General features: G+C 60.2%; 13 protein-coding genes. 6 read left to right on the top strand and 7 right to left on the bottom strand.

Annotation, left to right across the window (positions count from 1 at the left end; translation table 11 throughout):
• Positions 1–10: 10 nt before the first annotated feature.
• The 4 genes from ACOYO3_RS05630 to ACOYO3_RS05645 form a co-directional block, all read right to left on the bottom strand.
• Positions 11–412: a DoxX family protein gene (locus ACOYO3_RS05630; protein ID WP_002515656.1), complete on the bottom strand. Its 402-nt coding sequence runs from the start codon at positions 410–412 to the stop codon at positions 11–13.
• Positions 413–573: 161 nt separating this feature from the next.
• Complete coding sequence (locus ACOYO3_RS05635) at positions 574–2,745, bottom strand: RecQ family ATP-dependent DNA helicase (protein WP_002525024.1); 2,172 nt, start codon at positions 2,743–2,745, stop codon at positions 574–576.
• Positions 2,746–2,806: 61 nt separating this feature from the next.
• A complete protein-coding gene (locus ACOYO3_RS05640; protein ID WP_002525023.1) occupies positions 2,807–4,024 on the bottom strand; it encodes a UDP-N-acetylglucosamine pyrophosphorylase in 1,218 nt (405 codons plus the stop codon).
• 42 nt (positions 4,025–4,066) lie between these two features.
• On the bottom strand, positions 4,067–4,918 hold the full coding sequence (locus ACOYO3_RS05645) for an EamA family transporter (RefSeq protein WP_002525022.1): 852 nt from the start codon (positions 4,916–4,918) through the stop codon (positions 4,067–4,069).
• A gap of 86 nt (positions 4,919–5,004) precedes the next feature.
• Here ACOYO3_RS05645 and tgt point away from each other — a divergent pair, with 86 nt between their 5' ends.
• From tgt to ACOYO3_RS05670, 5 genes are all read left to right on the top strand, one after another.
• The gene (gene tgt / locus ACOYO3_RS05650; protein ID WP_002515674.1) at positions 5,005–6,246 is read left to right on the top strand and encodes a tRNA guanosine(34) transglycosylase Tgt; all 1,242 of its coding nucleotides are present in this window, start codon (positions 5,005–5,007) and stop codon (positions 6,244–6,246) included.
• A gap of 47 nt (positions 6,247–6,293) precedes the next feature.
• A complete protein-coding gene (locus ACOYO3_RS05655; protein ID WP_002515606.1) occupies positions 6,294–7,643 on the top strand; it encodes a sensor histidine kinase in 1,350 nt (449 codons plus the stop codon).
• On the top strand, positions 7,643–8,299 hold the full coding sequence (locus ACOYO3_RS05660; RefSeq protein WP_002519049.1) for a response regulator: 657 nt from the start codon (positions 7,643–7,645) through the stop codon (positions 8,297–8,299). Before ACOYO3_RS05655 ends, ACOYO3_RS05660 begins: the two co-directional genes overlap by 1 nt.
• A gap of 84 nt (positions 8,300–8,383) precedes the next feature.
• Entirely contained in the window at positions 8,384–9,316 is a 933-nt protein-coding gene (locus tag ACOYO3_RS05665) for an ABC transporter ATP-binding protein (protein ID WP_002515665.1), read from the top strand.
• Positions 9,313–10,524, top strand: coding sequence for an ABC transporter permease (locus tag ACOYO3_RS05670; protein WP_002520450.1), 1,212 nt, complete (start codon positions 9,313–9,315; stop codon positions 10,522–10,524). The genes ACOYO3_RS05665 and ACOYO3_RS05670 overlap by 4 nt, the downstream gene beginning before the upstream one ends.
• 181 nt (positions 10,525–10,705) lie before the next feature.
• Here the strand turns inward: ACOYO3_RS05670 and ACOYO3_RS05675 are convergent, their stop codons facing one another.
• Positions 10,706–11,458, bottom strand: coding sequence for a queuosine precursor transporter (locus ACOYO3_RS05675; protein ID WP_002515537.1), 753 nt, complete (start codon positions 11,456–11,458; stop codon positions 10,706–10,708).
• 37 nt (positions 11,459–11,495) lie between these two features.
• On the opposite strand from ACOYO3_RS05675, the gene pip reads away from it, so the two are divergent.
• A complete protein-coding gene (gene pip / locus ACOYO3_RS05680; protein WP_002517848.1) occupies positions 11,496–12,503 on the top strand; it encodes a prolyl aminopeptidase in 1,008 nt (335 codons plus the stop codon).
• A 133-nt stretch (positions 12,504–12,636) separates the two neighbouring features.
• Here the strand turns inward: pip and ACOYO3_RS05685 are convergent, their stop codons facing one another.
• Complete coding sequence (locus tag ACOYO3_RS05685) at positions 12,637–13,050, bottom strand: hypothetical protein (RefSeq protein ID WP_002515444.1); 414 nt, start codon at positions 13,048–13,050, stop codon at positions 12,637–12,639.
• A 19-nt stretch (positions 13,051–13,069) separates the two neighbouring features.
• Positions 13,070–14,260 carry a phosphotransferase gene (locus tag ACOYO3_RS05690; RefSeq protein WP_002519047.1) on the bottom strand — a complete coding sequence of 397 codons (1,191 nt, stop codon included), beginning with the start codon at positions 14,258–14,260 and terminating at the stop codon, positions 13,070–13,072.
• Between the last annotated feature and the right edge of the window lie 10 nt (positions 14,261–14,270).

A 14,270-nucleotide genomic window follows, 5' to 3' on the forward strand; every position in this document is an offset into this window, starting at 1 on the left:
GGGCGAGACGTTACTTGGCGCCATCGAGGGCTACGGTGAGCAGGCTGCCGATCAGGCCGAGGTTTTTGCAGAACTGGATCTGGTCGCCCTGCTTCTCTGCGCCTTCCTTCTCCCAGAAGGCATGTCCAGCAGCGGTTACTGGCACGAGCTGGGCGGCCAAGACGGTGGCGGCCAGGCGCGGCTTGATGCCAAGGGCCAGCAGGGAGCCGGCGGCCAGCATGGTGGCTCCGTTGACCTTGACCAGCAAGGTTGAATCGACATCGGGGATCTGGGAACAGGACGATTTCGGGAGTTTCGAGAGGAGCCCGTCGACAGCTTCGGAAAGCTGATCGGCTTTCTTAATCTCGTCCAGACCTCCGGTGATGAAGATGGCCGACAGCAGGGAACGCGCGGTGAACTTGGCAAGGGACATAAAATCCTCCTGGCTGGTTTGATGCTACTTCTATCGTGCCTCATGATGGCTCGTCCCGCTCCGTCATTGGCTCGTCGACGTGGCAACGTTCGCGTTTAGGTGATGAATCTACGTCTGTTTATCGAGCCTGGCGCCTAGCTGCGGCCTCGACCCGGCGTGGGTCAGGCTGTGAGGGCGAGGGCTAGTGGAAGAACGGGCCCGGATCCGGCTCGTCTCAACGACCGTGCAGCGACCGTCATCGTCCAGCGGCTAGAGATGACGTCATCGATAAGCAGAACCGATGCCCCGCCAAGATGGGATAACCGAGACATCAGCCCCGGTCCGACGCTGAACCGATCATGGACATCACGGAGCCGGTAAGCCGAGTTCGTGGATGACTGTAGTCGTGCGGACCCATCCGCCAGGTCCAACCACCCAAGGTCTTGCAGGTGGCCAACCCGTGCAATTCCCGAGGCCAGGGAATCAATGAGGTGTGGGCGAGTGATCGACGGGATCCGTACTATCGCGGCTGGACGCTGCTCCCAGTCCCACTCGGCCAACACTCGCAAGCACGCCTTGGCCAACGCCGGGGTGATCTCAGCGTCGATAGGGACACCATTGGTGTCGGAGCGAAGTAGGTCGCGCAGCGCCCCTCCCCAACCCAGATCGGAGAGTCTCGCGATGACGCGGCCCTCTGCAGCGATCTCCTCGGCACTGATGCGACCCTTGAGCGCAACCTGGAGGGCATCCATCCCCACGGGCCAGGCGGTGCGTGGTTCCACCGGAACTCCCACCCGGTTGAGGGATTGGACGGCTCTCACAGCGGCTGACTGATCGACCTCGACTGAGTACCACGGGCCAGCACAGACGTCGCAGCGTCCGCAAGGAGTCGTGGAGGGGTCGTCCAGCTGCCCGGTGAGCAAGGTCATGCGACAGGTTCTTGAGCGCTCGTAGCCGAGCATGGCCTGCTGTTCCTCGCGACGTGCCTGGGAGATGCGTTCGTACCGTTCGGTGTCGTGCACCCACGGCTTGCCGGTGGCTTGCCACCCATCTCGGACCTTCACGACCGAGCCATCAACGGCCATCACTTTAAGCAATAGCTCTAACTGGCTACGCCTGATGTCGACCCGCGTCTCCAGAGCTGAGATAGAGAGCGCCTGACCACCTGCGAGTGCTCTGAGCACGGCATCGGCTCGTTCTTGGGTGGGCATAGAGGAGGTAGCGAAGTAAGTCCAAATGTCAGGATCCTCCGGGCCCGGAAGCAACAGGATATCGGCATTGTCGGTGGCGCGACCGGCACGGCCTACCTGCTGGTAGTACGCGATCGGAGAGCTCGGCGCACCCAAGTGCACGACGAAACCGAGGTCCGGTTTGTCGAAACCCATGCCCAGGGCACTGGTCGCCACTAAGGCCTTGACCTGGTTATTGCGCAGGGCTTTCTCGAGTTCGGTCCTTGCTTCGGCATCGGTGCGTCCGGTGTAAGCCCGCACATTGTGACCGGCCGTGGTTAGAGCACGCGCGGTGTCCTCGGCCGTCGAAACAGTCAGGCAGTAGATAATTCCCGACTTGGGAAGTTCACTGAGGTGCTGGACGAGCCAACCGAGCCGTTCGGAAGGGTTGGGCAGATTGAGTACGCCGAGTCGCAGAGATTTCCGGGCTAACGGCCCACGAAGGATGAACACATCATCGGCGCTGGGGGCAATCTGCTCGGCCACATCTTGGACCACACGTGAGTTTGCGGTCGCCGTTGTCGCAAGTACTGGGATCGTAACCGGTAGGGCAGAGACGAGGTTACGGATGCGTCGGTAATCGGGGCGAAAATCGTGCCCCCAGTCAGAGATGCAGTGGGCTTCGTCGATGACCAACATGCCCATTCGCTTTATGAGCTCGGGCAGCTGCCTACTGGCGAATGTGGGATTGACCAGGCGTTCGGGGGAGACTAATAGAACGTCGAGTTCGTCGGCGTCGAGGCGTTGGGCGATTTCGGACCACTCGGTGGCATTGGCCGATGAGATGGCCGCTGCGCGCACGCTAGCTCGCTTTGCGGCAGCGACCTGGTCGCGCATGAGGGCGATAAGTGGAGAGACGATGAGGGTCGGGCCTGAGCCGATGGCACGCTGTAACAAGGTAGCGACAAAGTAAACCGCTGACTTTCCCCAACCGGTGCGCTGGACTACGAGCGCTCGACGGTGGTGGGCAACCAGAGCCTCTATGGCCTCCCACTGTCCAGGGTGGAAATCGGCATTGTTGCGACCGACGAGACGACGAAGGATTGCCACCCCTTGGGTGCGTAGGTCATCTACTTTCGGTATTGCGTCGGTAGTTGTCGTCATGGCTCCTCCTTGCGCCGTCATTTTTTCCGGAGCTAGTGACAGTTTCGTGGCGAGATTCCGGCACGGAGGAAGAACACCGTAGTCAGAACGGCAATGGCAACTGGTCAACGACCTCCTGCGCCCGGTCCTGCTGGGCAGTGACGATTGTTCCCAGCCATTCGACGACCTGATTCCGGGCTGCTTCGTCGAAGGACTGGATAACGTCGAGGTAGTTGGCCCCAGAATTGGCGGCCGCACCGCATAGACGCACTATCTCGGCAGGTGCGGGGGAATCAGCCGTCTCGAGGGAGGAGAGGAAGGCGTCACGGTTGTCGATCAATTGAGCGCGCCCAGCGTCGGTCGGCTGGACTTTGCCGATGAGAGATTTAAGCCTCTTGACTCGCTCTTTCCGCGCTGAGACGAGGTTGTCGAGAGCACCTTGCCAGACCAATCCGGAGAGGCGATCATGGGACATGAAGAGACGACGAATCTGTCGGTACCAGGCCTCAAGAGCAGATAAATTGCCCAGATACGAGACGTTATGGGCGATGATGCGGTTGAGCTTGGAGTAGCTGTTCGGGGCGACAGGACGCTGACGTGTCGCAGGGGGAGCGGGCAGCACGAGCTGATCATCCTCGGGAACGTCGTCACGCAGGATTGAGCCTGCCCCGACCACGGTGCCGAATCCGGTGGCTACCGGCCCGACAGCACCGCCCTGACCACCAAGGAAGATCGGATGACGGTCGAGCAGCACCCCGCGCGGCACATCGCCGAAAAGGGAGGCTGTCGTCTTATCCCCGTCGGGAGTGAAGTTGAAATGAATGTAGGAAGAACCGACCTCAGAATGGTTTGTCCTCGAGGTGCCGCCGGCCAAGAGGACATCACAGAAGTTGATGAGGCTCCCCAAGGTGGCAAAGGGCATGAGGATGGTTTGCTTGAGGCCGACGGTATGGGCCCCATTGGCCTCCTCCTCGAGGATAGTGCCCCCGCGGACGTGGGCACCTGAGCCCATGCTCGCCCCGTCAAGGAAAACAGCGTCCTGGGCGAACCCGCCCTTGAGCTTGACCCCGGTGCCAAGTTGGCAGTCCTGGATTGTCATGGGGGCCTCATCCCCGAGTATGCACCCGGCTGAGATGACAGTCCGACGGCCACGGATTCGGCATCCAGGCCCGATGACTACTCCATCACTACTGATGTTGTCGATGTCGACTGCCTCATCAATGTCGACGGTCAACGGATTCGGGATGCGCACCCCTCTATCGATGAGCTTGGCCACCTTCTCCAGGCCGCGCGGTTCAAGCACACGGGAGTTGACGTCCATCGATGGTCCTTTCGAGGTCGTGATCCGTTACTGCCAGCCTAGTCACTCCCGTTGTCGGCCGCCGGCCATGACGAGCCAGGCCGCAGTGACGACGAATGCCATCCCGAGCATTTGTGACCCAGTGAGGTTCTGGCCGAGGATGAAGAATCCTGCGGCTGCTGCGACGGCCGGCTCGACACCGGTCAAGATGCCGTAGACCGTGGTGTCGATGTGGCGTAGCGCGTACATTTCCAGGCTGTAGGGAAGGGCCGACGACATCACGGCTACAACCGCTCCGGTGAGGAGATGGTACGGCTCGACGAGGCGCGTCCCCGCAGTGGCGAAGCCAAACGGTACCAGCACGACCGAACTGAGCAGGATGGCCCACCACAGCCCCTCCAGTTTCGACCAGCTCATCCCAACTAACTGTGCCGATTTGGCATAGAGGGCCCAGAAAACACCTGCGACAAGGGCGAGTACCAGACCGAGGAGATCGAGGTGGGCCCAGTCGGCGGTAAGCGCACCTGAGACTGCCACCACTCCGCACAGAGCCAGCAAGATGGCGAGCCAGTCACGTAGGGATCGGCTTCCGAGGGCTGCCATGCCCAATGGCCCCAGAAATTCGGCGGTGACCGCAACACCGAGGGGCAGGCGTTCCAACGAGAAATAGAACACGGTATTCATGCCAGCCAAGGCGATGGTCAGGGCCAGCACCCTCGTCCAGTCAACGCGGTTATGGCCTTTCACATGGGGCCGAAAGATCGGCGCCAGGACGAGGGCCGCCAAAGACATCCGCAGCGCCACGGTGCCTAAGGCTCCGACATGGGGGATGAGGGTTGCGGCGAAGGCACCTCCGAACTGCACTGAGAGGATGGCCATGAACACCAAGATCGCTCCGCGCACGAACGCCACCATAACGCCGTGGTTGCTAAACCCTCACTCGGGCAGGCCTGCGAACCTGCGTGGTCGGTGGGTTCCGGACATCCTGCAAGAATAACTCCATGACATTTGGCTTCGAGGTCACCTCTCGTCTGGACAATGCTTGCGGACGTACCGGCCTCATACACACCCCGCACGGTGCCATCCAGACGCCGGCCTTCGTCGTCGTCGGCACCAAGGCGACGGTTAAGGCCCTGTTACCCGAGTCAGTGGTTCAACTGGGAGCTCAGGCGGTGCTCGCCAACGCCTACCACCTTTTCCTGCAGCCCGGTCCGGAGTTGATCGACGAGGCGGGCGGCCTGGGCCAATTCATGAACTGGACGGGCCCCACCTTCACTGATTCCGGTGGCTTCCAGGTGCTCAGTCTCGGTGCGGGTTTCAAGAAGACCCTAGCCATGGACGTTTCCCAGCTCACCGAGGCTGACGTCATTGCCGCTGATGCCGATCGTAAGGCGATGGTCGACGACGACGGTGTGACTTTTCGCAGTCCCCTCAATGGAGATCTACATCGTTTCACTCCCGAGGTGTCGATGGGCATCCAGCACCACCTCGGCGCCGACATCATGTTCTCCTTCGACGAGCTGACCACCCTCATGAACACCCGCGCTTATCAGGAAGAAGCCTTGGAGCGCACCCGACGGTGGGCTGAGCGCTGCCTGGCCGAACATCGTCGTCTCACCGAGGTGCGCAGCGGCAAGCCGTACCAAGCCCTTTTTGGTGTCATCCAGGGAGCCCAGTACCAAGATTTGCGTCGTAGGGCTTGCCGGGATTTGGCAGGCATGGAGATCGACGGTCAGTGCTTCGACGGGTTCGGCATTGGCGGCGCCATCGAGAAAGCCAATCTGGGACGAATCGTGACGTGGTGTGCTGAGGAGCTTCCCGAGGACCGTCCCCGTCACTTGTTGGGCATCTCCGAGCCCGACGACCTCTTCGCGGCCTGTCGGGCGGGGGCCGACACCTTCGATTGTGTTAACCCCTCCCGGGTGGCCCGTAACGCTGCCATCTACACCGTTGACGGGCGTTACAACGTTGATACCGCGCGGTTCCGGCGAGACTTCGGCCCGTTGGAGGACGACTGCGACTGCTACACATGCACCCACTATTCCCGCGCCTATATCCACCACCTGTTCAAGGCTAAGGAGCTTCTCGCGAACACTTTGGCGACGATCCACAACGAGCGTTGGACGGTAAGACTGGTCGACCAGATTCGGGGCGCCATGTGTAGCGGGGACCTCGATGCTTTCGAGACCGAGTTCATGGGGCGGTGGAATGCCAACGGCGGGAGGCTGGCCAAGGTTAACTGACAGGGCTGTTCTCCGGAAACTCATCCTTACGACGGAGGAGACTGACAGTGCCACTCGTTACGCTCGGGGGCGTGCGAGAGTCGATCGTGTCCTTCATGGCGATGGACGACCTATGGCGTCGCCGAGTGCCGGAGCATAAGGGCTGGCAGATCCCGGTCGTGTGGTTCCTGCCCGCTGTTGACGTGCTCGTCGGAGCGCTCGTGGCCCTGGCCGTGGGTGCCGGCGGGCTGTTGCTGGCGGCTCTTCAGGACCACCTTGACACCCTCGGACCAGGTGATGTCATCGTTGTCATCGTCCTTGCCGTAGCTCTTTCCTTCCGACGGGTGATGCCAATCACCTCGGCCGCCGTCATGACTCTCGTCTGGATTAACGGAACCTATGCGACGCCGTACATGGCGACGAACTGGGTGTCGACCTTGGCCTTTTTCTTCTCCTACTACTCCCTCATGGTGTGGGTACGGACACGTCGAATCGCGTGGGGATCGATGTTGGCGGTCTTCGTCGTCATCATGGGCTGGGTCGCCATGATGATGGCCTTCGGGAGGTCGCTCACCGAGCAGCTTAAGATCATTAATCCCGACAGCAATGGGGAGGGGGTCATCTACCTCGTCCTCACCTATGTGATCGTCAATGTCACCTTCGTCGTCGGAGCCGCATTGGTGGGACAGGTGTCCTGGCTGTGGGCACGAGACCTAGCCGAGGTTCGCCGTCAGGCCGCTACAATCGAACGGCAGCGTACCCAGCTTGCTGAGCAAGCAATTCTTGACGAGAGGTTGCGGATCGCCCGGGAGATGCACGATTCGATGGCCCATCACGTGTCGGTCGTGGGGATCCATGCCGCAGGTGCTCGTCGAGCCTTTGACGTCGATCCGGATCTGGCTCGGGAGGCCTTGGCAACCGTGGAAGTGGAGTCCCGGGAAGCTGTCACCGAGATGCGATCCCTGCTGGGATCCTTGCGGGCCGGTGACGAGCCACGTGCCCGCCTCAGCCTGGCTGACCTTGACCGACTGTGCAACGAACCCCGGCGCGCGTCGGTGCGGTTGCTGCGAGTGGGAGATGATTCCCTGGTTGGTCCACAGCTGGGTCACACCTGTTACCGAATCGTCCAGGAATCCCTTAACAATGTGGAGGCCCATTCCAGCGCCTCCGAGGTGACGGTGTCGGTGCGCTGCAGAGATGACGAGGTCGAGGTGGAGGTCACCGACAACGGCCGCCCGATTCGATCGGCACCCTCGACCGAGGTGGGAATCGTCGGGATGTCAGAGCGGGTCAAGGCCCTGGGCGGCACCATTGAGGTGGGTCCACGCAAGATCGGTGGATGGCGAGTTCGTGCCGTCATACCGATGCGTCGGGGTGAGAATGTGAGGGACGAGGACATGAAGGAGGGGGAGGACTGATGCGCGTCGTGCTGGTCGACGACCAGAAACTAGTTCGTCAAGGGTTCCGCCTCATCCTCGCGGTGGAGCCCGACATCACGGTTGTTGGGGAGGCCACCAACGGGGCTGAGGGCGTGGACGTAGTGAAGGAAACCGCTCCCGACGTCGTCCTCATGGACGTCCAGATGCCCGTCATGGATGGTGTCGCGGCCACCGCGAAGATCCGCGAGTTCAGCGACGTCAAGGTCGTCATCCTCACCACCTTCGACCGGGACGACTACCTCTTCGATGCTCTCGACGCCGGGGCCAGCGGATTCATGCTCAAGAATGCTGACGCAGAGTCGCTCGTCGCCGGTCTGCGTCAGGTCGCTGACGGGCATGCCCTGCTGGCTCCCGAGGTGACCCGGCGAGTTATCGCCCGGTCGGTGCACCAGGGGGGCACGGTGACCGGCAGCAAGGCCGAACAGCTCACCGCCCGCGAGATCGAGGTGGCCAAATTGGTGGCTCGGGGCCTGTCCAATGCTGAGATCGCCGAGGAACTTGTCGTCTCCGCAGCCACCGTCAAGACCCATGTTTCCAATTGCCTCATGAAGTGTGACCTGCGTGATCGGGTTCAACTCGTCGCCCTGGCTTACGAGTCGGGACTCATCCGTGTGGGGGAGCCTTCCCGAGACTGAAATCCGTCTTGCCGCCGATGTGCAATGACCAGAAATTGGGTGTGATGGTCATGTGATCGCAAATCGAGGACGCAGGAGGTAGCCATGATCGACACGGACATGTGCCACCGAGAACCGGTGTCGGTACGGGTCGAGGAACTCATCCGGGCCTTCGAGGACCTAGTGGCGGTCGACCATCTGAACTTCGACATCCCGGCGGGTCGGATGACGGGCTTTGTCGGAGCCAATGGCGCTGGCAAGACGACGACGATGCGGATGATCGTCGGAGTGCTTAAGCCCACCTCCGGCCAGGTGTTGTGGTCAGGAAGGCCGATCACGGCTGAGGACCGCCGCACCATCGGTTACATGCCTGAGGAGAGAGGTCTCTATCCCAAGCAGCCGGTCATCGATCAGCTCGTCTACCTCGCCCGAATCAAGGGGGCATCCACACAGACGGCTCGCACCGAGGCCATGGAATACCTAGACAGGTTCGGGCTTGCTGATCATGCCCGCGAGCAGGTGCAGAAGTTGTCCTTGGGTAACCAGCAGCGGATCCAGGTAACGGCATCGCTGCTTGCTGATCCGGCAGTCCTCATCCTCGATGAGCCCTTCTCTGGACTTGATCCGGTGGCCGTGGACGCGATGGCCGATGTATTGCGAGAGAAGACCGCCCAAGGAGTCCCGGTCCTCTTCAGCTCCCATCAGCTCGATCTCATTGACCGGCTGTGTGACCGCATGGTCATCCTGCACAAGGGCCGCATGGTTGCCAATGGCACGACAGAGGAATTGCGCGAAGTCGGTCCCCGGCGTTACCGGGTGGAAGCCCGTGGCGATCTTGGCTGGTTGCGCTCGCTGCCCGGCCTGACGGTTGTCGACGTCGACGGCACCACTGCCGTCATCGAATTCCCCGATCCCAACCAGATTGACCGTCTCCTCGACGTCATCGTCACCGAGTCGATGAACCGTGGCGGACTGGTCGAGTTGACCCATATTCGCCCGAGCCTGGGCGAGATCTACCGAGAGGCGGCCCAGTCATGACGAACACATCATCGGCCTGGCGTCTCGTCGCTTCCCGCGAGGTCGACGTCAAGCTGCGCGACAAAGGATTCATTATCTCGATGATCATCACGGTGCTTCTCATCGTGGCTATCTCCGTGGTGTTGTCCATCATCTCCTCCAAGCACGACCATGACAGCGTGGTCGTGACCGACGACAAGGCCGCTGCTATCGTCAAGGTCGCTCAGCAGGACTTGGCTGCCAGGGGATCGACGGACAAGACCGAGGTGGTTCGGGCTGCTGATGAGGCCGAGGCCCATCGCGAGCTCCAGAATGACGACAACATGGTTTATCTTCACCAGAAGGATGGCCAATGGCATCTCGACGGGTACGACAAGACGCCCTCGGCTGACGGGTCGTCCACCGGGGCCATGGAGAGAGCCGTGGCTGTTGCAGCGGTGGCTGACAATACCAAGGCTGCTGGGGTCGATGCGTCGACTATGACCAAGGGGATGTCTCTTCAGACAGGACAGGTGAAGCCCTCAGACGGCACATCGGAGGCTGTCGGATACATGCTGGCCATCGTCTTCAGTGTCCTGTTCATGATGTCGGCGATCTATTACGGCGTGATGATCGCCAACTCAGTAGTCGAGGAAAAGCAGTCCAGGATCGTGGAGATCCTGTTGACGGGGGTGCCTGCCCGTCAGTTGCTCATCGGCAAAATCGTAGGCAACACGGTATTGGCGGTTGGACAGCTCATCATCATTTGCGGGTTGAGCATGCTCGCCGTGTCCTTCTCGCAATGGTCGAACATCATCACGTTCGCGATGTCGTGGTCGGTGATGTGGTTCCTGCTGTTCTTCCTCGTCGGGTTCGTGGCGCTGGCAAGCCTGTACGCGGCTGCGGGGTCAATGGCCTCGCGCAGTGAGGACGTTCAGAACACCACCTCTCCGCTGATGTATCTCATCATGATCATCTACTTCTGGGTGGTGTTCTCGATGTCGAACCCTGATGGCATGAGCGCCAAGATCGGCAGCTACGTCCCGATCGCGTCGGTAGTCTTTATGCCGCTGCGCATGCTCGGTCATCGCGCGCAGTGGTGGGAACCAATCGTGTCGATCTTTGTGACCCTCGGTTTCACCGTGTTTGCGGTATTGGCCGGCGAGAGGATCTATCGACGCTCGATCCTGCAGACCAACGGTCGGGTCAGCTTCAAGAACGCCTGGAAGCAGAACGAATCGGTGGCGTGACGTCCGACGTCATGGCATCTGACGGGGCAGGCCCCGATGGAACTCGCACCGTTTTGCTTCGTCGCGACGGTCGAGCGGTAATGTCATCCATACCTGCCAAGAAGTGGTCTGAAAACCGGGCGGCAACGTCACCATCGACATTTCTTGGCAGGAATGGAGACAATGATTCAGAGGTATCGCGTCAGTTCCGGGCCACTGCCAGCCTCTCCTGATAGCTTGGCTCGTGTTTTTTGATCCAGGCGATGATCCGAGTCGTGATGGGGATGCAGGCGTACTCGACAAGGGTTTTCCACAAGAACCCGAAGAAGGCGTAGTTGCACCATTGGCCGAAGCTGGTGATTCCGACGACAGGTGCCGCGATCGCGCAGAAGATGATGGTGTCAACGGCCTCGCCAGCACCGGTGGATCCCATCAGTCGGCCGACCAGACCGCGCTCTAACCACTTGGCCTTGAGTCGAACCATGATGACCGAGTTTGTAAACTGTCCGGCCAGAAATCCGCATGCTCCGGCGAGCACCATCTGCCATAGCGGACCGAGGGCCATTTTTAGGGCGGTGTCATGGGCTACCGAGTAGGTATCGGTGAATCCAGGAAGGGCGATGATAGCCCAGAAGCACAGCACAGAGAGGATCGCGCAGATAAACCCCATGACGATCGCGCGGCGTGCTGCCTTGATCCCGTAGATTTCGGTGGTGATATCTCCCATGACATAGGCCAGCGGGAACAAGAAAAAGCCGCTATCGGTGGTGATGGGGCCGAGCTGCACCCCTTTTGAACCGCCGATATTCGACAGGATGACGACAACGCACATGAGGGTGAGCAGGATGTCGTAGTGCCCCGACCCTCGATCGGCATACGCAGGGCGGGATGCCGCGGATGATTTGAGGCTGGTGGAGTGTGACGTCACGGCGAAATGGTAACCGTGTTGGCGCATATCATCGAGATGACGATCATGACCACAGGAGGTTTCCGTGACTCTTGCTACTTCCGAGCTGGACATCACCCCGCACCGGGATCTCTATCCGCCGATTGAGCCCTATAACACCCAGATGGTTGACGTGGGTGACGGTCAGCAGCTCTACGTCGAACAGTGCGGCAACCCTGAGGGCAAGCCGGTGGTTTTCCTGCATGGTGGCCCTGGTGGTGGCGGTGGTACCGAGCGGCGTCGCTTCTTCAACCCCGATGCCTACCGCATCATCATCTTGGATCAGCGGGGCTGCGGTCTGTCTACCCCGCACATTGCCCAGGCTCACACTCCACGTGAGATGGCCACCAATACGACGTGGAAACTTGTTGAGGATCTTGAGAAGATCCGGGAGTTGCTTGGCATTGAGCGCTGGGAGGTCTTTGGCGGATCGTGGGGATCCTGCTTGTCGCTGGCTTACGCCGAGACCCATCCCGAGCGGGTGACCGAACTCGTGCTGCGTGGCATCTTTACCATGCGTGAGCAGGAGTTGGACTGGTACTACAACTTCGGTGCCTCCGAGGTTTTCCCGGAGCTGTGGAACAAGTTCTGCGAGCCGCTGCGCCGCGTCGGGCATGACTTTTCTCGTGACAACATTGCCGCCTACTACGACCTGCTGTGGGACGACGACCCCGACGTCCACGGTCCTGCCGCGGTGGCCTGGACGACATGGGAGGGCGTGACGACCTCGTTGTCCTTCGACCCGTCCCACATCGAGGAGTTCTCGGATCCAAACTTCGCGCTGGCCTTCGCCCGCATCGAGAACCACTACTTTGTCAATCATGGGTTCATGGTTGAGGGGCAGTTGCTGCGTGATGCCCACAAGCTGGCCGACATCCCGACTGTTATCGTTCAGGGACGCTACGACATGTGCTGCCCCGACGTCACGGCCGTCGATTTGTCGCGAGCCTTGCCGAGTGCCGATCTGCGAATCGTGATGGCAGGTCACTCTGCATTTGAGCCATTAATTGCCTCCGAACTAGTGAAGGTGTGTGACGAATTCGCCGAGCGATGAATTGTCGCCCAGGCGTGTCGAGGCCCAAGTCCAGTCGATTTGATCGAGTACTCACGGTCAAATCGACTGGACTTCGACATGGTGGTGGGGATAGCGCGCCGCCAGTTGAATAAAGACGGGTGGGTTTGCCCGACTATGTTAAGATGAAAGAGTAGTATCCCTCTTCATTCTTGTCTAGTGGTGGCTCGGGGATCTCTTCAAACATGATCGCTGACAAGGGCCGGCTGAGGGTGCGAATGACAGCTCTGGGGACGTCGTCCGGTCCGCTTCCCCAGTACTTTCCTAAATTAATCATGACCACTAAGTTGTCGAGATTTCTGCCAACGGTAAAGACCGAGACATCCATGACGAGCATCTCGCTGTCCGTATTTTTGACAGGAGCGCTCGTGTCCTGGTCTATGAAGTACAGCTTCTCGGGTCGGGTCGCAGCTTCGTTGATGACCATTTGAATGGTCTTCGGGATGACCGGGTAAAATCGATTATCCCGAATGAAATCTGGATGGACGATGAAGGTGATAACGCCACCAAATTCCTTGCGTGCAGACATAATCTTGATTAAATTGAGTTCATCTCTGATTCCTGAGTTTCTCGTGTGAAAAACAGTTTGCAACGGTCAGATGTTTGGACCATCCCCAATCCTGAACTGCGCGATGCGCCATTCGCCCGCACAGATCCGCGATGATCGGTGTCAGCACGCCATGTGTTGCGGCCCATGTCCAGCGGTGCACCATTGCACGCCTAGCCATGTCGCCTCGTTGATTCGGATGGTGTCGACGAAGAGAATCTAAAGATAGCTCGGTCAACTGAAGTGTTGCAGCTGTCCCCGCCAGACCGATCATCGGTTCATCGGCCAACCAAGAACCTGCGTAACGGGAACCATCTAGGAAACCTTCGCGGACGGCGTCGAGAAACTCTGCGGGGACTCCCACGAGCCCGTCACAACTGCTCCACGGCATCACCAGATTGACGACGTCGACCGCCGGGTGGTGAATGGAGGTGGCCTCGTAGTCGACGAATCTGGCGTGATCTTCGGTGACGAGCACATTGCCTGGACACGGGTCTGCTTGGGTGACGACCTCGGTTCCTTCGGCTCCTCGTAGCGACTCAAATAAGTCGAGCTCCGCATCATCGGGTACTTCAGTCTCTAGCGCAGCGCACATTTTTTCCAGGCCTCGCCCTGGCAGACGAGGCGAGGCTGGACCACCCGCTGAGCGCGTCTGTGGGTCAAGACGACGGATGGTGTCCTGGAATGCGGGGATGACCTCGTCGCGTGCCGCTCGATCAGACATTTCCCGCATCGATGCCGCCATAACGGTCGCCGTTGCTCGCCCCCACATCTGTGCGGCGATGAGAGCGGCTGAGGGGTCGTTGCCGGTCAAGATCGATTCCAAGGTCATCCCTGACACGTCGCCCATAACCACTACGCCCAGGCTTAGGTCAGCTGCATACAGCCGCGGTGCCTCCGGAAGACACCCCAAACCGGCAATCTCGCGGACAATCCCCAGCCCGCCGGAATTATGTGACATCGATGTTGATCGGAAACATTTCGCTATGACCGTTCGCGCGCCCGCAGTTGCTGTCGTCGAACCATCTACCCAGCACCGGGCTACGCTAGTGCGCACCCCCTCGTGAAGTACCTTGTTCAGTGACAGCTCGGTGCCTAAGGCGAACGCGGCATCATCGAGCCAGCCCAGTCCCATCCCTACCTCCTGGTACGCCGCACCGTCGTCGGCTACGTCTACAGTGGGAGAGTACACATTCCCGTCA

It is taken from the genome of Cutibacterium sp. KBN10P07758, from assembly GCF_050286205.1.
Lineage (GTDB): Bacteria > Actinomycetota > Actinomycetes > Propionibacteriales > Propionibacteriaceae > Cutibacterium > Cutibacterium acnes.